Below are 17,790 nucleotides of genomic sequence, written 5' to 3'. Positions count from 1 at the left end.
TTTACAGTTCACAGTAAGCGGAGCGGAAGCCGATGCACGTGAACGAGTAGGAACGTGAATAGTGCAGGTGCACGCGGAACACACCAGCATTCGAAGTGCCGGACCAGCCGCCACCACAGATCGGCAAACGCTCTCCCGAAGTATTCAGTCCATGATAATCTCCACCATAATCACCGCCCGGCTCATCCGGATACAGAAGGAGAGCTTTTGCCAGCTCTGGAACAACGAAAAGTCCATCGTTTAACATCGTGTTATACGGTAACCAATAGCCCTGATCTTTCGGTGTTATATCGCCTTCAGTAAGCTGAATCTTTCCAGAAACAACATCCCATTTTAGAGTGCCGGAAGTTCCAGGTTCAACCAGTGTGCCATCTGCGGCAATGGCTTTCCAAAGGGTGGAGCTTGCACCCATACTTGCATCAGCAGCCATGCAGTTTGCATATGGAATGATCTGGATTTCTCCATCCTTCAGCCGCATACCTGCACACCATTCCCAAACGTTGCCGTTCAGGTCTGCAATTCCATCCGGCATCCAGTTATGGTTCCATGTGTTCGGTCCAGATCCGGTTGCACATCGGGCAATTTTCCCACTATCGTAATGAGTCGGAACGCCTTTTTCATGTCCGTATGCGTGATCGGCACCGTAATTGTTGTTGCCTCTCGGCATGGTTCCGTTTTTGCGACACCATAAAGCAATAGCGGACCACAGAGAGTAAGGTGTAAGGCTCCATCCTTTTCCTTTATTTCGGCAATATGTAACTGCCTGATCGAAATTCAGGCTTGCTCTTGGGTCACGCATTGGAAGAGAATATCCACGCTCATTCAGGACGATGTTCTGATATTTTGAAACATAGATGACGCTCTTTTCTACTCCGTCCACACTGAATGCCGGGTGAATGTTTTCACTTCCTCCTGCAATCAGATCAGACATTTTCAGTTTCGGGAATGGAACCATTACAGAAGGCATTCCCAGATCATCAAATAATACGGTGTTCTTTCCACCGGACAGTGCTTCGATAGATAATTTCAGATCGTCAAAATTCGGCATCGTTTACTCCTCCATTTCCCATAAAGTCAGTGTACATTTATCCATAGAAAAAGGAACTGCTTTGCGTTCCATAATAGTCGGCTGTTCAGTTCCTCCTTCTGCATCCGGATTATAATTCGGATTTTCTTTCTCTGTTTCTGTATATTCCCTTGCCGGGATAGTAAGCTGAGCTACATATTTGTCACCGGCACTGGCTCCCATTACAAGACCGCCGGTATAATCCTGGCAAATATCAATAGTCACTTCGTAGTCTCTCTCTTTTTTATCAACCCGGAAAGACATTTCTCCATCGCCAAAATCAATAGATTTTCCACTGACTTCATAATCTACAAAATTCGTGCCATTTTCAGGCAATTTGATAACTTTCATCAGTAATATCTCCTTCTGCTCTCTGCTGATCTAACTGCTTCATTTGTTCTTGCAGCTGCTACTTCCGCCGCTTCTCTCATTACAGAATTATTTCTATCCACCCCGTAGGATTTCATGATAAATTCTGCATCTGCCCTTCTTTCCTGATTCGGAATGATCACATTTGCCATTTTAGATGCCTCCTCTTACATAACACCGAACTGCAACGTTTGAAGCAGAACCGGTATATTTGATCTTGAACCCATTCAGTAATTTGTCACTGATTTCAAATTCACCAGCCGCACCGCCGGTAACGCTCACAACCTCAACAGTGATCGTATAATCTTTGGTATTTCTCGGAGTAACGATCTGTAAGGTTTTGATAGAGTTGTTATGCGGATATACCTGGCTGTTCGTCAGAGTAGCTTCGATTACCTCACCGGTAATTCCTTTCAGCTCCTCATTCTGTCGCAGCAACATTCTCATTGCCTCGGAAGACATCAGCATAGCTTCCAGTGCAGCCAAATCCATTGTATTAAAATTGGTTGCATTCTGCGGAGTTCCCTGCGTTTTCACTGTTCCGGGTGATCTCTGCAAGGTAACCTTGTCCCCATCAACAGTCTGTACAAATCTATTGGGAAATTCGCACACCATGTCTTTCCAGTTCACAAGACTTCTCATTTTCTCACCTTCTTTCCGTTATGATGTTTTCAGAACTTCTGAGATTTCCAACTGTACGATATAAGAAAAGCCCTCTGCAACAGAATCCATTTTCAATCGTTCTGCCTTAGAGAGCCATAACTGGTTATCAGTATCATACAGTTGCACTTCTGACACTTCACCGGATCCGGAAGATAACTCAATCTTGAAAGCTATCTCCAATATTTCGTTTGAAGTAATCGTCACTGATTCAATAGGCGTTTTGTAATACGTTGAGCCTATCTTATACTTTGCATAAGCAATCCGGCGTTTCGTATAATCACGATACCCCTGAATTGCTGCATTTGTAAGCAATGCCATCCTGGAGCCTCCTTCTTTTTATATTCCTAATGCATCACCGCAGACAGGATATACTACTTTCCAGCTTTCAGTTTTTACCTTCGGAAGTACATCTCCTCCTGCTGTCTGCAATTCGGTACTGATTATTGGATATATACCGGCATTTCCAGAATCACCGGCAATTGGATATGTAATCTTAACAGCTTGTGCTGTTGTTTTTACAGCAATTCCATCACAGGCTATGCCTAATCCCATATTTACGTCTGGAAGCAAGCCTGCCTGTATAAAACACTTCTCCCATGCTCCTGTTTCTACACTTAACCCAAGGCTTACTTTACAGGTACATTTCGTCTGGAAAGGGATGTGTGCCGGTATTCTTCTCCTGATTATTTTCTGCAAAATTCCCAAAGAAATAAAGCTGCCATCATTATTATTAAATTCAATGCATAGTGTGTATCCATCCCAGTACACCTTTCCTTCGTGACCGGTATATGCTCTGATAAGCTGTAAGATAACACTACCACTTAAATGACCAGTTCCATAATAATATATATCAGCTATTCTCCTTCTTTCTTGTATGGTCAATTCCACATCGCTCTCAATTCTAAGCATCTTTTCATACGCAAGTAAAGTCGGAAGGTCGGCTTGCGATGGAAACTGGTTTTTAACTTCCTGTTCCATTTTCTTTGCCATAATATCCAGAAGCCATCCTTCAAACATATAAACAGCGTTCATTTCTTTGTACTCTGTCCACCACTTTGGACCATAGCTAACAATTTCCTCATATCCAGGTGCAGATGAATTATAAAATATTTCCATCAACAGTTACCTCCCCAAGTACAGGAATCTGCAAAATGGAAAAGGAGATGTTTGCCGAGTTCCCATTCAGTTTCAGTTTGTCATAATCAATAACTTCGTCCATACTTTCAAGAATGGAACCAACATGCGCATAGCGGATTGCCATACCGCTTGTATATTCTTCCAATGACATTTCCACAAAATACTTGCATATCAATTCTTTGAATGCTTCTTGTATTCCAGAATATGTCGCATCATTTTTCTTCAATACAGAAACAGTAATATCAATCTTTACTGCTTCTACAGCAGCGGCGGTAAAAAACTGTCCTAGAGTGGCAACCCCATCCCCCATTCCGGTATAGCCAGGATCAAGATGATTTTGGACATTATCTACAACTGTCTGTGACGGCACTCCTCCAACTGCTGAAATGATAATACCTTTTACTGTGTTCGGTCCGGCCCACAAAGGTATGATTCGTGCTGCTCCAACACCTTCCACAGATTCACACCATGTTCGTATCTGAGATCTATTTCCATTCTCGTCCGGTCCTGATATACGATTTATCAAACGTTCTCTTGCGGAATCATCACTTTCTGCATCAATCGCAGGAATAGCCAGCTCTCCGAGGGTTGCACTGATAAGTCCATCTACATCCAGTTCGGGAATAACTTTTGTCCCAGGTACCAGATTATTCATTTCGGTACCCATATCTTCAGATATAAGAATGTATCTTCCTTCCGAATCACTTGATAATGTAAAGAAATAATCATCTACTGACATTTTAGAGTCCATTTCCGGAACCATTCCAACGAATGAAACATAATATGTAGCCGGCGTAGGATTTTCTGGATTTTTCTTCAATCCCCGTACTCTCATTTTTTCATATAATACATCGCCTGTGCAGGTGAATATAGATATGATTTCTTTTACCATTTTCAACTGTTCAAGAAACATACTGGTTCGTATGATACTGCCCATAGATGCATCCCAGTAAATACTTCCTTGCCTTGTGTCTACATTTAGGTATTCGCCTATATCATAAAACTGTTCGATTAAAACATCCTGCGTAATCTCATTCAAAGGTAAATCTTCAATATTTTTCAGCTTTCCTACGAGTTCTGTATCAACTTCCAAAGGGGCGTTTGCAAGCATTTCTGCCATTGCTGCTTTGAAATCCTGTATTTTTTTCTCCATCGTATCAGCCATCGTTAATGTCCCCCTCTACTATGGTTCCACCAAATATAGTTACTGCTGCAAATGAAACATAAATGGAATCCGCATCCAATATCTCAAACTGTAAATCGTCAATTTCTAAAATTTCCTCCATATTCAAAAAGGTATCTGATACCATTGCTGGTATATCGGCCTCCAGATACCCAGGAGATAAATCAAGGTTGCCTAATTTATTCATAATGTCGCTACCATATTGATCGTCATATATTTCATAGGCATATCTTCTTGTCTGCAATGCCTTAAACATATTTTGTCCGGCAGCCTCTAATCCATCAACCATACCGATAATTCGTTTATTTTGAAAATCCATTCTGTATGTTCGATAGATTATGCTTTCTTCCAGATCATCTTCCTCATCAGAAAACAAATCAACATTTTCATCTTCATCCATGCTTCATGCCCTCCCTTCATATTTTGTCTAAGAAATAGTATATTTTGTTTCTGTTCACTGCCAGCAAATACCACTGATCGCCTACCTGTAATGGTTGCTTTCCAGAAGGAATAATCACAGACTGGTCTGACAGGCTGATATTTATATCATCAACAAGTATAACTTCCAGTGGCTCCACTGTTTGTATATATCCAATAACGATATGGGGCATATTCTGCTCTGCAATCGCTCTAATGATTTCCGTAATATTTTGTGCCATATTTCACCCCTCTGCCCTCATTTATTTTGTTTTTTCATAGCTGAGTTTCAGGCTCATTTTGTGATGTCCATTTTCAAAAGTATGTGTATCTTCCTCAATGAACATAATCCTTTTGGCTCCAATAGGGGAAATTTGAACATAAGCACATTTTCCAGATACACACCTCATATCACCAGTAGCGGTAATGCTTAACTCCTGATCTACAATACTGGTATCTTTTTTGAACGTAGATATTTTCTGATTAAGCTCTGTTTTTGTAACATCTTCATCTACTGTCTGAATATCTGCAAATTTACCTATCTTTTTTTCAAGGGAAGAATTGACGAAACTACCTTTCTTGGCATTTTTTGAAGTAACCAATGTCAGCCTGGTTCTCGTCTTGTAAATTGATCTGGACATATCGTAGCTTTGGATATTACTATCTAAGGATAATATCGGCATAGACGTTTGTTCCTTCCGCTTTCTCAGATATATTTTCCCTTTTTCGGATGAAACATAATATCGTATTCCAGTTGCGTAATACGTCTGGCTCAATGCGTCCTCAATCACATCCCAGTAGGTTGTATTTTTTTTTACCAATTCCCCTATGATGTGACCGGTATTTACTGCCGAGCCCAAAGGAAGCCCCAGCTTTTTTAGGCAATACTTAAAAATATATGTTGCTGATTTCTTTTTAAAAGAAAAGCTCCCTTTGTTGTTACAGAGATAAATACAGTTGTCATATGCCTTTATGGTTAATGTCCTCTTGCTGCTTCGGCTATCTGTCATAAGCAGACCACGAAATATTTCATTCTTATCGCATGAAAAAAGCACCTGCTGTCCTTCGCCAGAATTTGCAGATGCTCTCGCAAACTGTTCCGAATCAGAAAGGGTGGCACTCAACGTTCTTGGAGCATCACCTCTTCGTCCAGTAACAGAAACTGTCTTTACTAATTTTGAAATATTCTTATATGTGCCATTCTTCCCTATCTTCAATGTGATTTCGTTCATTCAGGCACCTCCATCATGCTTTTTTCAGATATGATTTATGAGCATATCCCCATTTACTGCCATACTTCACATGGTACCAGTTCCCCTTCTTTTTTCCATCCGAAGTAACCGTTTTGCCATATGGTATCAGCCCCAGTATTGTTGAATTTGGTCCTTTCCTCAGACGCAGACCGCTTTTTGCAGTGGCTTTGTATTTGATGGTTTTTTTATTGTTTGTGCGTTTACCAGTGCTTGTCTTTTTTGCTTTTTTGTTTGCCTTTTTCTTATACGTGCTGACAGAAATCTTTCGGTGCTCTCTGATCTTCACTTTATAATAGATAGTTCCAACATCTCCGCCCTGTTCATATGGAACATAAGATGCCAGATCAGCATACATATTTATTGCAAATGGACCACCTACCAGTACAAAATGAAACGGGTTCTTTGCATTCATAAGAGCCAGCATCCACTTGTGCCATGTGGCAGGTGTTTTAAACTCCTTCTGCATACAAGCACAGTAATTATTTCCGTACTGCGAAGGGAAAATGGATTCAAACTCTATGGTTATGGCATCCCTTTTCCCTCTATGCAGTATTTCTCCAAAAGTGTCAATATCCACAGATGTCAGTTTTCCATTAACGGTAAGGGTGATCTTCTCTGGAAGCATCGGGGCAACATATACCTTTTTGTCATTATCATAATTGAAAAACATCCGGTATTTCGTTGGATTATTTGCATCTTGCTTGAACATATTAGAACTCATACGATGCGTCACCTCCTACCAGAGCTTCCTCTGTAACAATATTTACAAATACATCTCGTACCTTTTCCATAAGAACCTGTACAATATCATCTTTGGAAACACCTTTACCGGCAGTAATGCTACCGCTTCCATTGATATTAATATCAATAGTTCGGTTGCTGCTTGTCTTTACTTCCTGCCCATTTCCATCAGTATTTTTTCCTCCAGAATACATTGACGGTGCTATCTGAATAGGTCCATCTTCCAGTGCTCCAAGGCGTTTTCCTGCTTCCTGCCATAATTCCATAGCATTTCCAGAACCGTCCAGTGGAATAATTGCCTCCGGTCCTGCCTCTGCAACCATACCAAGATGAGGCTCGTCAAAAATACCGCCTTCTGCATGAAGGGAAGCTGTCACTGTTGCGGATCCGGTTGCTCCTCCACCAAAGCTGATTGTCTTTGACGGATTTGCCAAAGAATAATTTGCTGTCAGTGTTACATTTACAATACCGGATGCGGAATATGGATTCGCCCATGCACTACGAACGAGCCCTCCTACATAGTCATATACAGACGCAATGTTGTCGTTTCCTTTTGCCAGGGTAACATCCACTGTGCCATTAGCAGGAAGAGCTGTCGAAAATGCGTTGATTACATCACTCTGTGTAGTTGCTACAGCCTGAGACGAATCCACTTTTCCTGCTGTCAGAGTAATATTCGCTGGAACATTTACTGGAACTGTACTCTGTTCTCCTAGCTTTCCGGTGATCTCAGATGATAACTGGGTGTCATCAATCGCACCAGCCTTAATAGTTACATTCGCTGGAACCTCCACCGGAACAGCTTCACCCTGCTGTAATTTCTCAGAGATTGCAGATGCAAGTTCACTATCATCAAGGCTCGCAACCTCAAATTTGATGGTTGTTGGCACATCAGTTTCTTTTGGCTCAGCCTGTGTTTCCTGTTCCTGCGCCGCCTGTGTTACCTGGGAATCATCCATGCCAGCATTTGTCATGTTGGTTTTTACCGGCTGTTCCCTTTCTACGGTTTCTGCTGTCTGGCTCTTTGCTTCCTCCTCTACTGCCTGTGCGGTCTGGGAACCATCCACACCTTCATCTGTAAGGGTAGTCTTTACTCCTTGCTCAGTTTCTATGGTTTCCCCTGTCTCGCTTTTTGCTGCTTCCTCTGCCGCTTCTCCCACACCGGAAGCATCTGTGTCAACCTTTTCTTTTGGAATCTTTAATTCCATGTCAGGATAAATTGTGTATGGGTCTTCAATACCGTTATACTCGGCAATTTCGTGCCAGTCTACTCCAAGGGCTTCTCCAATCTGAGAAAGGCAGTTGCCTTTTTCAACTTTAATCTGAATGTCTCCATCCACTTCGCCTTCTACGGTACCAAGATCACCAAGAGCATCCTGAATAAGCTGATCTACATGGTCCTGATTTACCTCGACATCATCTACTTCGGCCTGCATGCCTTCAACAGTCACAGGATCCGGGTCTATATCTGTAGTTGCTCTGTCGATGGCAGTTTTTAATTCATCTGGAACATTTACAGTTCCATCTTGAATCGCCTGCACCAACGCTTCACTTGCAGGATCAGCAATCATTTGATTTGCAAATACCTGCCATGCTGCATCAGCATCTCCGGCTGCTGCTCCTACCTGTACAGCATCATTAAAGGCAGTCATTACATCCTGCGGAACTGCCTGCCCCATTTCCCTATACTCATCAATAAGACCCGCCATACTCTCTACGTCAGGTTTCATTGAATCATAAATTTTTGACAATGCTTTCTGGTCTTTATCGCTGAATATGCTTGTACCAGTCATAGCACTAGAAAATCCACTCTGCATTGAATCAACCAAGGATGTATAATCCTGGTTTGCCAGATATGAATTGGCATTGTTCAGGAAATTTCCTGTCTGCTCCTGGATTGCAGAATAATTGGAATCCAACTTTTCGCCATAAGCGTCTGAAAGAGTATTTTTTTCAAATTCCAGGCTATTTCCAAGCATACTTGCCTGATCGTTCCTTACGGCATATCCTGCCTGCTGTTTATAACTGACGAGTTCTTCATCTGAAATACGCTGTACTCCATTTTTATCAGCCTTGTTCAGGGCATTCAGTGTAGTGTACAGTTTTTTTTCTGATGTTTCCAGAGCCGCTGTAGCGGTTTCTCTCTGTTCGCCAAGTTCCTCCACTACCTTTGTAAAGGTATCTGCTGTCAAATCTTTTCCGGAAAGTTTGCCGTATTTCTGCGTAAGCACATCCATCTGGGCTTGTGCTTCTGCTTCCTGCCATCCTTCCATGATATTGTTGATTTTGCCCTGCAACTGGTCAATCGCTGCCTGTTCATCAACATCTATGATGCCATCTTCCAATGCAGTCTGAACCAAGTTTGTAAGACCTGCCGACAAAGATTGCATCTCGCCCAGATCCTGCTCGGCCCATTTCTCAATCTGAGAGCCAAGGCTGGAGCCATCAGCCATTTTTATATCGAACTCATTTACCGTCATTTTTGCGGCAAGCGTTTGTTCCGTAAGAGCCTGTTCAATATTTTCTTTGAATGTCTCTATATTCTGCATATATGAGGACTGCTCATCCTCAGTAAGCTGAATGCCGACACGTGCTTTCCATTCCAGAGCGTCATTTGCAGCAAGAGCTTCCTCAGCCTGCTGATTAAATTCCTCCGCATTCTCAAAATGGCCTATTGCTGCATTGATATTCACAAGCCACTGTGCATCTATTACACGTGATGCAAAATCCTCAATCTGAGAATCATCCAGCTCTACGCTGCCAAAATGCGTACTTAGGCTATCTTCTACCTGAATATCATTATATTTCTTTACAGCCAAGCCTACGGCTGTTATCGCTGCTACAGCCGCCGCTGCACCTGCCGCCCATGGTGAACCAAATAAACTTGTGCCTAATTTTCCCAAAGCACTTGCCATTCCACCGGCTTTCGTAACCATTCCAGCAATTTTTATACCAGTGTTGACAGTTTTCATTGCCGCAAATCCTGCACCTATGGATGCAAACGCACTTGCGACAGCTTTCGGATTCTGCAATACAGTCTTGATCATTGGAGACAGTGCATTCCCTACTTTGGAGATTCCACTTGCCAGCGTTCCAAATGCATCAGGAACCCAGGACATAAGTGTAGGGATAATATCACTGGTAATCCACTGTGCACCCTCTCGCAACGGTTCCTCCATTGCTTCAAATACCTGCAACTGCATTTCCTCATAGGCACTGTTCATATTTGCCATGTCACCAGAAAGATTGTCATTCATCGTTTCTGCCATATCTTCTGATGCTCCGGTAGCACTTCTCAAGGCTTCCTCATACCCGGCAACCTTGTCCATGCCTTCGGTTAAGACCATATTTACACCCTTAATGGAATCATCGGTAAATACAGAACTTAATGCGGCAGCCCTCTGAGCACTTCCCATTCCTTCTGTTGCTTCTCCTACCTCTGTCAAGATATCTGTCATATCTCGAAAGTTTCCAGAAGCATCCTGGACAGCAATAGACGTTTCACCGATCTTAATTGCTCCGTCGTCCATTTTGGCTGTAATGTCTCGCATCATGGCTCCCAATGTCGTACCGGCTTCAGAACTCTTTCGACCTTGATTTGCCATAGCTTCCAGCAAAGATGTAGTTGTTTCAACATCCTGCCCTGCGGCGTGCATATTTGCGGCTGCATTTTTATATGCTTCTCCCAACTGTGCCGCTGTGGTATTACTGTTTGACTGAGCATACGCCAACATATCAGCAAAATATGTAGACTGACTTGCCTCCATTCCGAATGCAGATAGGTAGTCGGTAACCATATCGGATGCCTCGCCTAATCCCATGCCTGATGCCGCAGCAAGGTTAAGAACGCCGCCAAGTGCTGATGTGGACTGCTGTGCATCCCAACCGGCCAAACTCATGTATTTAAGTGCTTCGGCTGCCTCTGATGCACTGAAAACTGTGGTCGCACCGTATTCCCTTGCAGTATCTTCCATCATTGCAAGATCACTGGACGAAGCCCCAGAAATCGCAGCTACTTCCGACATTACAGATGTGTAATTTTTTCCAAGCTCTATGGAATCTGCTGTAAAATCTTTAACCTGCCCCATAATTGCTGCCGCCGAAACGACTGCAAATAATGTCTTTAATGCTCCACTGAGATTTATTGCTTTTGATGATGCTTCCTCCATAGAGTTTCCTGCATCATCCACCTGTCCTGCAAGCGAATCCATGCCATCGGCACCATCTCCCAGATCACCGGTTGCATCAGCAAGATCATCTACACTTTCCGAAGCTCTGGATGCACTGTCAGATAAATCATCTGCACTGTCTGCCGCTTCGGAAAAAGCAGAGCCCATCCCTCTGGTATCTCCTGCTGAAAAACTTTCAAAACCGCTTACAGCCTCGTCAATGGCATTTCCAAGTGCCTCCGCATCACTTTCAACTGAATTGAAGGCACTTCCTGCCTGACTTGCAAATGAAGTGGCGGCACTGGAACGAAAAGCACTGTCCATAGCTCTACCGGCATTACTGAACTGTGTAGCTGCTGTTCGTGCAGAAGCTGTTATCCTTTGCATTTTCGCACTTGCATCATCCTGCAACGTCATTCTTACAGACACATCATTCATTTTCCATCACCGTTCTTTCATTTCTTTTTCAAAAATCCTCGTGCCAATCTTTCATCGGCATTTAAAGGTGCTTTTATTGCCAGTTCTTCCGAGGCAATATAGGCAAGACGAACATTCCTTTCCATCGTGGCGTATTCCTCCATACGAAGTCCTTTCTTCTGCCACAGGACATGAGCCCACATCCAGTCAAAAGAATCCTCGTCATCGCCTTCCCCGGACATCATTTTTTTAATTCTTCAACCGTCTCTTTATCATCTTTCTTTGAAGCAAGTCCACACGCTTCCATAAGGCAATCATCAGCGTACTTGAAATCGTCCTTATCCGGGAAGATAATATTCGGCATATCCAGGCGATCAAGTGCTCCGTAATATTCCATCAGTTCAGGATCGTCCAGTTTCGGCTGTACGAATGCTTCCACCATAATCTCAAGACCTGCAGAATCTCCATCATAATCATTGATAACTGCAACCTGTCCGTTGTTTCCAATGATCGGACGATCACCATTTCTTTTGTCTCGATATACTTCTCTGGTCTTGTAGTTATTTCTGATCTCTTTAATTTTCTTCATGGAAAGTCTTTTGATGATAAACGGGATAACTTCCCCCTTTTCATCTTTGTATCTTTCAATGCCTGGAAACTCCATTGTTCCACGATCTTTCAGTTCTGGTTTCATAAATGCTTTCATGTTAATGCCCATTCTTTTTTTCCTCCATTTTTTCAAAAATATAGGGAGGGTTGTCCCCTCCCGATTATTTGTTTATTTTTACTGCGTATCGTTACGCTACTCTCTTTGCACCAAATGTAATGGATTCCTTAACAACATCGCCCTCAGTATCCATGTCGATAAGGTTCATATCGCCAGTCGGCACACATCCGATACATGTAACCTTTTCACTCTTATTCGTTTCGTAGAAGTCAGAGTTCTTATCAGTCTGTACGCCCTGAATAGTGAGTTCAGGTGTCTTTCCTGATTTCAAGTAGGAATCAATCATATTACGATATCTTCTGGTTGTTTTCCATTCCTCAATGGTTACCTCAATATCGTATCCAATCCACCGGCGATTGGTTCCCGGCTCAGAAAGCTGTTTCCCGGACCATACATCCGGTTTAAATACAACCTTGAATTTACAGGTATCAGCAATCAGTATTCCATCCAGATATACTTTACCTTCTCTGGCAGATAAAGGGCTTCTGTTTACACGTTTATTTGCCATGATATTTTATCCTCCTTCCTATCGTGCAATTACACTAAAGTAGAATTTATCGGCACTATCCACTGCCTGTAATCCTACATTCAGGTACATACTGTCTCCGATAGATCTTCCGGTATCAACCAGGAAATCTTCATCGAGATTTACATTTGTCAGAGCTCCATCATCAGCGTAATTCTGGAGCATGGAACGTCCAAGGCCTTCTACAACAGCCCATCCATCATCGTCATTGTCAAACTTGCCAGGACGGAATGTGATCAGGAGATCATTTGCAAAAGTATCATACACACGAAGCGGGCGATTCTTTTTAATGTCCTGTGGGGTTTCAAAATCAATGTGAACTCGGCTGTTAATGTCATATTCAAGAATGACATTGCCCTCATCATCTACACTGAAAAATGTCTGGCCTGCCTCAATAGCGGCAATGGAAGCCTCGTTATTCATTTCTCCAACAACGGATGTAGCATTTGCCACCTGAGCATATGTAAGAGTAGATACATAATCTGCCCCTGCGGTGGCTCCTGCCAGCCATGCACACGCTTCTGCGGTTGTCAGTGATCTGTCACCATATACAAAAGAGTTCACCAGATTGATGATTCCTTCATAATCTGCGGCGAAATTCGGAGCTACTGCCTGGCATTTCCAGCCAATACTCTCACGAATATACTTGATCTTTGTGAGAAGTGCTGTCTGTAAAGAACTCTCTGTGCTTGGGAAGCACATACAGTTAAAGCGTACTTTCTCTGACTTATCCAGAAAATCAGAGATACCGGCATTTCCAGAACCAGCAACAGCATCTGTTCCACCTTCCAGTGTTGCGGATGCGAATGCCACCATTGCACCTGTACCGGAAAAATCGACATATTCTGATACGCCTTTCAGCTCATCCATAGTTTTGATGCCCTCGAACAGCTCAACCTCAGAGCCATTGATAACGACAGAAACATCGAATCCAGCAACCGGATTGGCAACTGACACGATCTTTACTGTATTTCCGAGAGTTCCCTTATATTTGGCGGTTGCAGTCAGACTTCCAGAGCCTACGGTGATGGACTTCTTAGCTGCTGCTCCTCCATCTGGAATATAGACATATACCGTAGTGGCATTAAGCAGTAAAAGCTGTAACATGATCATAGATGAATTATCCTCATCGTAAACGCTACGTCCCAGCTCTGCTACATGACCATCTGGAGAATCAGCCGAAATGACGATCCATTCTCCTCTCGGTCCCCAGTCATAACCAATCAGCGGAATGATTGCTGTTCCTCTGGTGGATCCGGAAGCGGTTGGCTGACTTCCATTCTTCACATTGACATATACGCCAGGTCTTACCTTTGGCTGTGATAATTTAAATGTTCCACCTGCCATTATTTTCTACCTTCCTTTCCGTAAAGCCATTCATTGATGATGGCTTCAACCTCTTTTTTGCTGTATTCCTCCTCAGTATGCCCGTACATTGCACCATCAAAGGTGCTCTGAGACACTCCAAACAGGAGAATACTTTTCTCCCGGAGTTTTCCTACCGCATACTTTGGCTCGTTTTTTGCAACATCAGCCTGCTTTTCTACCGTAGTTTCAACAGTATCGGTGACCTCAGTGTTTTTCTTTGTAGCCATTTCATAACCTCCTGTTCTGTATTTCTTGTTTAGCATTTTGCCAAGCAAGATAAAATTTCTGCATCTTCGTTTTCTGTTCTCCTAGTTGGAAATACACATCGAACGATAGGGATAACTGTACGATTCCTTCATCAACCTTTCTGGTTGTCGGAGGCGTTACCCTCAATGCCTTTCCAGTTGCTTTTCCCTCCTCATCCACAATCGGAATCTGACAATCATTCAACATGATTTCATCTCTCATGCTTGCTGCCATCGCCTGTGCATCCCAGTCCAAATGTGCCATGAACCAGATATTCATTGTCATAGTCGTACAATAAGAACTTAGGGTAGCTTTTTTTCCTGCGGAATATGGTATCTGGAAATAAGCAGAGGGAACATAGAAGTTCTCCGGTATCTCATCGAAGTACAACTGCGTCCCCTCTTCTGAATTGTCCTGTATAAACCTCACTACAGCCGCAAGGCTCTGTTCTAAGTTGACATCCATACAATTACCTCCTACGAGAAATACCGCCGGAAGAACTGCTCAAACGCTTTGTCTGCCATTTCTGGAAACATTCGTTCAAGGGTCTGTACTGACCTGTCAAAATAATGTGAACCGGCAACAAATGAGGCTTTTAATACCATTCCAGATTTCGCACCAGGACTGTACCTGAAATGATTTCCTTCCAAGTATCCCGGAACAAAGCGTCCAGGCTGCTGCCTGTGTCCATCGTTCACATACTTCGCATAATCAAGAGTGGAGCCGATTTCCAGCGTCAGTCCTCCAAGGTCAAGATTCCAAACATTTCCAGAACCTCCCTTTGCGAACGAAGAGAGTAATTTCCCTGTGTCCACATTTCCTGCACCTTCTATGGCTTCCTGTACTATCGTAAGAAATTCTTCTCCGACCTCCTGTAAAGTCTTTCCCATATACGGTTTCAGGTCTGCACTGGCAGCCTCCACTTTCCTTGCAAACGCTTCCAACTGGCTTGCATCAATCATTAAATCGCCCCCTTTATGCCATCCTCCCGGCGTATTGTAACAACAATATGATGATTGCCATGCACTGCCTTTGGGATTCCGGCCCTGAACATATAGCCTCTGCTTTTTACAAAGTCATTTTCCCGGATATCGGTACCATATGGCAGTGCCAGCTTTGCTTCTCCCTCAATAGATGCAAAAGGCTCATTCTGTTTTATTGTCAGGGATGAATTTACATAAAAATGGCATGGCACATCTTCCAGATCAGGAGTGGCTTTGCACAGTTCTGATTGTGTGGCTTTTATACCATATTTAGCATTGGTTTCCACCTGCTCAGGATGGTATATACTGCATCTGTGGTTTAAAAATTCTTCAAACATATAACACCCCTACAAAGCTCTGAGCCGCATTACTGTTTTTCCAATTCCATCTGTAATGATGTAATCAGCCAGTAATTCTTCCAGATCAAGGCTATCAAGACTGATCGTGCTGGCTTCTACAGTGTAAGAATAATCGTCAAAAGATTCGCTTTTGATGTTCTTCTTTGCTGCATCAGTATCATTCTTCGCATATGCTTCTGCGACAAGTATGACTGCCATCTTTACAGGTTTTGGAATCTCATCATATCCAGCAAATTTGTTGTTTGTGATATGAATAATCTTCATCTCTGCTCTGGCAATGTCAAAAGCCAGCTTATCATCTGGCCTTTCGGAAACTTCCTTATGGCTTGTATAGCTTTTTACATCATCGGGGAGAACCCAAGGTCTTTTTACTGCCATGCTTCACACCCTCTTCACTTATTCTGGGATTCTTACAACACCCAGATAAATTTCAGCTTCACCTGCTGTTGCCGCTGCCCCAGTGGATGTAAACTTAGCCTTGATCTTCGGTTTTTCTCCTTTGATGATTTTGAATAGGCTCTTCTGATATACACCGGCAGTTCCTTCCGTCACATCATTAGCGCCAAGCAGATCATCCGCAGCATCGTTTGTTCCAACAGTAAGCACATTGGTTGTTGCGGCATTAAAAGCAGTATTTACTACTGAAACAGCTTTGGTGATGATGATATTTTCTGGAAGTTCAAGCAGCACAACACCTTTGCCGGCATCTTTTGTATCGAATGATACTTTTCCAGCACACAGTACCTGCTCGATTCCACACTTGCCTAAATCATAACCATTCAGTAACATGCTTTTCTCCTCCTTCTATTCTTCCCTGAGTGCTGCCCTTGAAGCTGCTGCTCTTGCAATAGCCTCAACAATCTTCTGGTAGATATCATCCTTTGTCTTGCAACCAGTAATATCAATACCATTCTGACCGGCATACTCGATCAGTTCAGCCTTATTCTTTTTCTGCAACTCCATCAGTTCAGGATCGCCCTGTATCTCGTCTTCGGATTCTTCCTCAAACATATCTGCGGCTGATTCTGCTTTTTCGGTATCACCAGTTAAAGGCTGAATCTTCTCAGCCTCACTGGTTATCATCTCAAAATAGCCGGACGCAACAAGAGCTTTTGCCTTTTCTTCCTCTGGAATATAAACATCTGGTTCAGCTTTTGTTGCTCTGACAATTCCCAGATAGGAAAGACCTTTGCATAATCTCAAATGAAACATTTCCAGCCCTCCTTATCAAGAAAATACATACTCCGGAAGTCCTGTAATGATTGCAGTTGCTTCCAGCTCCTCGATCAGTGCATCAAAATCAAAGTGGATTACATAGAATCTCTTATCCTGCATAATCGCGTCTTTGGATGTGGCATCTTTGCGGAGCTTCATGTTGTAAGTATTTACTTCAATAAGGTTCTTCGGTTCTGCAAGGATAATCGCATCATTTGAAAGACCCGGAACCTGCATGGACGGGATCGCAACAGGGCTCTTATAAAGTTCCTGTGGAACAGCTCCACCTTTTTCAGTAATCTTTTCCAGAAGGAATAATTCCCACTGCTGTGCTCTGGTCGGACTCATCAGCCAGCGAAGGTTACCATTATTGAATCGGTTCGGGATAGATGCCACAGCCTTGTAAAACATTTCAAGATCCATGCCTCCGGTACCAGATACGTCAACAACATGGCCTCCATCCAGAATCATCTTTTTGACCCCAGTGTTCAGTTTCAAGAAATCGTAATCCGGATCGTCTTTGCTTACGTTCTCATCACCATTGATAAGCAGATCCTCAGTATCAACACCCACCTGTCTTGTCATAAGATTGGTGATAACATTCTCAAGATTTTCACCCTCAATGTTCTGACGGATGGTTTCCTCTGTGATTTCCCATGGAAGACGGACTGCTGTAGTTTCGTACTTAATGGAACCAAATTTAACGTCGCCTCTGTAGCCATCGTCTACGTTCTCCATCTTTCCTCTCAGCTTTCTCTTGCCAATTCCAATCTTGTCAATCTCGCCGGATTTTTCTGTACGGACCTCATGACGGATAGCCTGCATCAGTGGTGTAGCGTCAAAGGTCTGCTGTAAAAATTTTTTAGCCTGATATGGCTGGAGTAATCCACTACTTACTACGGAAGTGGTAATCGCTCCTGCTTTATTCACAATCGCTCTGTTTGTATTCAT

The 17,790-nt window shown here is 43.0% G+C and carries 24 protein-coding genes; all 24 read right to left on the bottom strand.

What is annotated here, in order from left to right:
* Nucleotide 1: 1 nt before the first annotated feature.
* Nucleotides 2-1,048, bottom strand: coding sequence for an SUMF1/EgtB/PvdO family nonheme iron enzyme (locus KQI91_RS11555; RefSeq protein WP_216392928.1), 1,047 nt, complete (start codon nucleotides 1,046-1,048; stop codon nucleotides 2-4).
* 3 nt (nucleotides 1,049-1,051) lie between these two features.
* Entirely contained in the window at nucleotides 1,052-1,417 is a 366-nt protein-coding gene (locus KQI91_RS11550) for a hypothetical protein (RefSeq protein WP_216392927.1), read from the bottom strand.
* The gene (locus KQI91_RS11545; RefSeq protein WP_216392926.1) at nucleotides 1,417-1,587 is read right to left on the bottom strand and encodes a hypothetical protein; all 171 of its coding nucleotides are present in this window, start codon (nucleotides 1,585-1,587) and stop codon (nucleotides 1,417-1,419) included. The genes KQI91_RS11550 and KQI91_RS11545 overlap by 1 nt, the downstream gene beginning before the upstream one ends.
* Nucleotide 1,588: 1 nt before the next feature.
* Nucleotides 1,589-2,077, bottom strand: a complete 489-nt coding sequence (locus KQI91_RS11540) for a hypothetical protein (RefSeq protein ID WP_216392925.1) — start codon at nucleotides 2,075-2,077, stop codon at nucleotides 1,589-1,591.
* Nucleotides 2,078-2,095: 18 nt separating this feature from the next.
* The gene (locus KQI91_RS11535; RefSeq protein ID WP_216392924.1) at nucleotides 2,096-2,416 is read right to left on the bottom strand and encodes a hypothetical protein; all 321 of its coding nucleotides are present in this window, start codon (nucleotides 2,414-2,416) and stop codon (nucleotides 2,096-2,098) included.
* 18 nt (nucleotides 2,417-2,434) lie between these two features.
* Complete coding sequence (locus KQI91_RS11530; protein WP_216392923.1) at nucleotides 2,435-3,214, bottom strand: putative phage tail protein; 780 nt, start codon at nucleotides 3,212-3,214, stop codon at nucleotides 2,435-2,437.
* Nucleotides 3,198-4,400: a baseplate J/gp47 family protein gene (locus KQI91_RS11525; protein ID WP_216392922.1), complete on the bottom strand. Its 1,203-nt coding sequence runs from the start codon at nucleotides 4,398-4,400 to the stop codon at nucleotides 3,198-3,200. Before KQI91_RS11525 ends, KQI91_RS11530 begins: the two co-directional genes overlap by 17 nt.
* Nucleotides 4,393-4,818, bottom strand: a complete 426-nt coding sequence (locus tag KQI91_RS11520; RefSeq protein ID WP_216392921.1) for a DUF2634 domain-containing protein — start codon at nucleotides 4,816-4,818, stop codon at nucleotides 4,393-4,395. The genes KQI91_RS11525 and KQI91_RS11520 overlap by 8 nt, the downstream gene beginning before the upstream one ends.
* Nucleotides 4,819-4,834: 16 nt before the next feature.
* Nucleotides 4,835-5,077 carry a hypothetical protein gene (locus KQI91_RS11515; RefSeq protein ID WP_216392920.1) on the bottom strand — a complete coding sequence of 81 codons (243 nt, stop codon included), beginning with the start codon at nucleotides 5,075-5,077 and terminating at the stop codon, nucleotides 4,835-4,837.
* A gap of 21 nt (nucleotides 5,078-5,098) precedes the next feature.
* Complete coding sequence (locus KQI91_RS11510; protein ID WP_216392919.1) at nucleotides 5,099-6,067, bottom strand: XkdQ/YqbQ family protein; 969 nt, start codon at nucleotides 6,065-6,067, stop codon at nucleotides 5,099-5,101.
* Nucleotides 6,068-6,080: 13 nt separating this feature from the next.
* Nucleotides 6,081-6,809 carry an SH3 domain-containing protein gene (locus tag KQI91_RS11505; RefSeq protein WP_216392918.1) on the bottom strand — a complete coding sequence of 243 codons (729 nt, stop codon included), beginning with the start codon at nucleotides 6,807-6,809 and terminating at the stop codon, nucleotides 6,081-6,083.
* Nucleotides 6,799-11,436, bottom strand: coding sequence for a phage tail tape measure protein (locus tag KQI91_RS11500; RefSeq protein WP_216392917.1), 4,638 nt, complete (start codon nucleotides 11,434-11,436; stop codon nucleotides 6,799-6,801). The genes KQI91_RS11505 and KQI91_RS11500 overlap by 11 nt, the downstream gene beginning before the upstream one ends.
* A gap of 17 nt (nucleotides 11,437-11,453) precedes the next feature.
* Nucleotides 11,454-11,660, bottom strand: a complete 207-nt coding sequence (locus KQI91_RS11495) for a hypothetical protein (RefSeq protein ID WP_216392916.1) — start codon at nucleotides 11,658-11,660, stop codon at nucleotides 11,454-11,456.
* A complete protein-coding gene (locus KQI91_RS11490; RefSeq protein ID WP_216392915.1) occupies nucleotides 11,657-12,133 on the bottom strand; it encodes a phage tail assembly chaperone in 477 nt (158 codons plus the stop codon). The genes KQI91_RS11495 and KQI91_RS11490 overlap by 4 nt, the downstream gene beginning before the upstream one ends.
* A 79-nt stretch (nucleotides 12,134-12,212) precedes the next feature.
* Nucleotides 12,213-12,650 carry a phage tail tube protein gene (locus tag KQI91_RS11485; protein ID WP_216392914.1) on the bottom strand — a complete coding sequence of 146 codons (438 nt, stop codon included), beginning with the start codon at nucleotides 12,648-12,650 and terminating at the stop codon, nucleotides 12,213-12,215.
* Nucleotides 12,651-12,668: 18 nt separating this feature from the next.
* Complete coding sequence (locus KQI91_RS11480) at nucleotides 12,669-14,015, bottom strand: phage tail sheath family protein (RefSeq protein ID WP_216392913.1); 1,347 nt, start codon at nucleotides 14,013-14,015, stop codon at nucleotides 12,669-12,671.
* A complete protein-coding gene (locus KQI91_RS11475) occupies nucleotides 14,015-14,263 on the bottom strand; it encodes a hypothetical protein (protein WP_216392912.1) in 249 nt (82 codons plus the stop codon). Before KQI91_RS11475 ends, KQI91_RS11480 begins: the two co-directional genes overlap by 1 nt.
* Before the next feature lies 1 nt (nucleotide 14,264).
* A complete protein-coding gene (locus KQI91_RS11470) occupies nucleotides 14,265-14,747 on the bottom strand; it encodes a hypothetical protein (RefSeq protein WP_216392911.1) in 483 nt (160 codons plus the stop codon).
* 11 nt (nucleotides 14,748-14,758) lie between these two features.
* On the bottom strand, nucleotides 14,759-15,244 hold the full coding sequence (locus KQI91_RS11465) for an HK97 gp10 family phage protein (protein WP_216392910.1): 486 nt from the start codon (nucleotides 15,242-15,244) through the stop codon (nucleotides 14,759-14,761).
* Complete coding sequence (locus KQI91_RS11460) at nucleotides 15,244-15,603, bottom strand: DUF3599 family protein (RefSeq protein WP_216392909.1); 360 nt, start codon at nucleotides 15,601-15,603, stop codon at nucleotides 15,244-15,246. Before KQI91_RS11460 ends, KQI91_RS11465 begins: the two co-directional genes overlap by 1 nt.
* A 9-nt stretch (nucleotides 15,604-15,612) precedes the next feature.
* Nucleotides 15,613-16,002 carry a protein YqbG gene (yqbG, locus tag KQI91_RS11455; RefSeq protein ID WP_216392908.1) on the bottom strand — a complete coding sequence of 130 codons (390 nt, stop codon included), beginning with the start codon at nucleotides 16,000-16,002 and terminating at the stop codon, nucleotides 15,613-15,615.
* An 18-nt stretch (nucleotides 16,003-16,020) separates the two neighbouring features.
* Nucleotides 16,021-16,413, bottom strand: coding sequence for a hypothetical protein (locus KQI91_RS11450; protein ID WP_216392907.1), 393 nt, complete (start codon nucleotides 16,411-16,413; stop codon nucleotides 16,021-16,023).
* A gap of 15 nt (nucleotides 16,414-16,428) precedes the next feature.
* The gene (locus KQI91_RS11445; RefSeq protein ID WP_216392906.1) at nucleotides 16,429-16,836 is read right to left on the bottom strand and encodes a hypothetical protein; all 408 of its coding nucleotides are present in this window, start codon (nucleotides 16,834-16,836) and stop codon (nucleotides 16,429-16,431) included.
* A 15-nt stretch (nucleotides 16,837-16,851) separates the two neighbouring features.
* Entirely contained in the window at nucleotides 16,852-17,790 is a 939-nt protein-coding gene (locus KQI91_RS11440; RefSeq protein WP_216392905.1) for a hypothetical protein, read from the bottom strand.

The sequence above is a fragment of the Blautia sp. MSJ-19 genome (genome assembly GCF_018918125.1).
Classification (GTDB): Bacteria; Bacillota; Clostridia; order Lachnospirales; family Lachnospiraceae; genus Blautia_A.
The sequence above is the reverse complement of the archived record's forward strand: the minus strand, read 5'-3'. Positions and strand labels throughout refer to the sequence as shown.

Coding starts and splice junctions, on each gene's coding strand:
- KQI91_RS11555 (WP_216392928.1), bottom strand. CDS start 1,048: ATGCCGAATTTTGACGATCTGAAATTATCTATCGAAGCACTGTCCGGT.
- KQI91_RS11550 (WP_216392927.1), bottom strand. CDS start 1,417: ATGAAAGTTATCAAATTGCCTGAAAATGGCACGAATTTTGTAGATTAT.
- KQI91_RS11545 (WP_216392926.1), bottom strand. CDS start 1,587: ATGGCAAATGTGATCATTCCGAATCAGGAAAGAAGGGCAGATGCAGAA.
- KQI91_RS11540 (WP_216392925.1), bottom strand. CDS start 2,077: ATGAGAAGTCTTGTGAACTGGAAAGACATGGTGTGCGAATTTCCCAAT.
- KQI91_RS11535 (WP_216392924.1), bottom strand. CDS start 2,416: ATGGCATTGCTTACAAATGCAGCAATTCAGGGGTATCGTGATTATACG.
- KQI91_RS11530 (WP_216392923.1), bottom strand. CDS start 3,214: ATGGAAATATTTTATAATTCATCTGCACCTGGATATGAGGAAATTGTT.
- KQI91_RS11525 (WP_216392922.1), bottom strand. CDS start 4,400: ATGGCTGATACGATGGAGAAAAAAATACAGGATTTCAAAGCAGCAATG.
- KQI91_RS11520 (WP_216392921.1), bottom strand. CDS start 4,818: ATGGATGAAGATGAAAATGTTGATTTGTTTTCTGATGAGGAAGATGAT.
- KQI91_RS11515 (WP_216392920.1), bottom strand. CDS start 5,077: ATGGCACAAAATATTACGGAAATCATTAGAGCGATTGCAGAGCAGAAT.
- KQI91_RS11510 (WP_216392919.1), bottom strand. CDS start 6,067: ATGAACGAAATCACATTGAAGATAGGGAAGAATGGCACATATAAGAAT.
- KQI91_RS11505 (WP_216392918.1), bottom strand. CDS start 6,809: ATGAGTTCTAATATGTTCAAGCAAGATGCAAATAATCCAACGAAATAC.
- KQI91_RS11500 (WP_216392917.1), bottom strand. CDS start 11,436: ATGAATGATGTGTCTGTAAGAATGACGTTGCAGGATGATGCAAGTGCG.
- KQI91_RS11495 (WP_216392916.1), bottom strand. CDS start 11,660: ATGATGTCCGGGGAAGGCGATGACGAGGATTCTTTTGACTGGATGTGG.
- KQI91_RS11490 (WP_216392915.1), bottom strand. CDS start 12,133: ATGGGCATTAACATGAAAGCATTTATGAAACCAGAACTGAAAGATCGT.
- KQI91_RS11485 (WP_216392914.1), bottom strand. CDS start 12,650: ATGGCAAATAAACGTGTAAACAGAAGCCCTTTATCTGCCAGAGAAGGT.
- KQI91_RS11480 (WP_216392913.1), bottom strand. CDS start 14,015: ATGGCAGGTGGAACATTTAAATTATCACAGCCAAAGGTAAGACCTGGC.
- KQI91_RS11475 (WP_216392912.1), bottom strand. CDS start 14,263: ATGGCTACAAAGAAAAACACTGAGGTCACCGATACTGTTGAAACTACG.
- KQI91_RS11470 (WP_216392911.1), bottom strand. CDS start 14,747: ATGGATGTCAACTTAGAACAGAGCCTTGCGGCTGTAGTGAGGTTTATA.
- KQI91_RS11465 (WP_216392910.1), bottom strand. CDS start 15,244: ATGATTGATGCAAGCCAGTTGGAAGCGTTTGCAAGGAAAGTGGAGGCT.
- KQI91_RS11460 (WP_216392909.1), bottom strand. CDS start 15,603: ATGTTTGAAGAATTTTTAAACCACAGATGCAGTATATACCATCCTGAG.
- yqbG (WP_216392908.1), bottom strand. CDS start 16,002: ATGGCAGTAAAAAGACCTTGGGTTCTCCCCGATGATGTAAAAAGCTAT.
- KQI91_RS11450 (WP_216392907.1), bottom strand. CDS start 16,413: ATGTTACTGAATGGTTATGATTTAGGCAAGTGTGGAATCGAGCAGGTA.
- KQI91_RS11445 (WP_216392906.1), bottom strand. CDS start 16,836: ATGTTTCATTTGAGATTATGCAAAGGTCTTTCCTATCTGGGAATTGTC.
- KQI91_RS11440 (WP_216392905.1), bottom strand. CDS start 17,790: ATGAATACAAACAGAGCGATTGTGAATAAAGCAGGAGCGATTACCACT.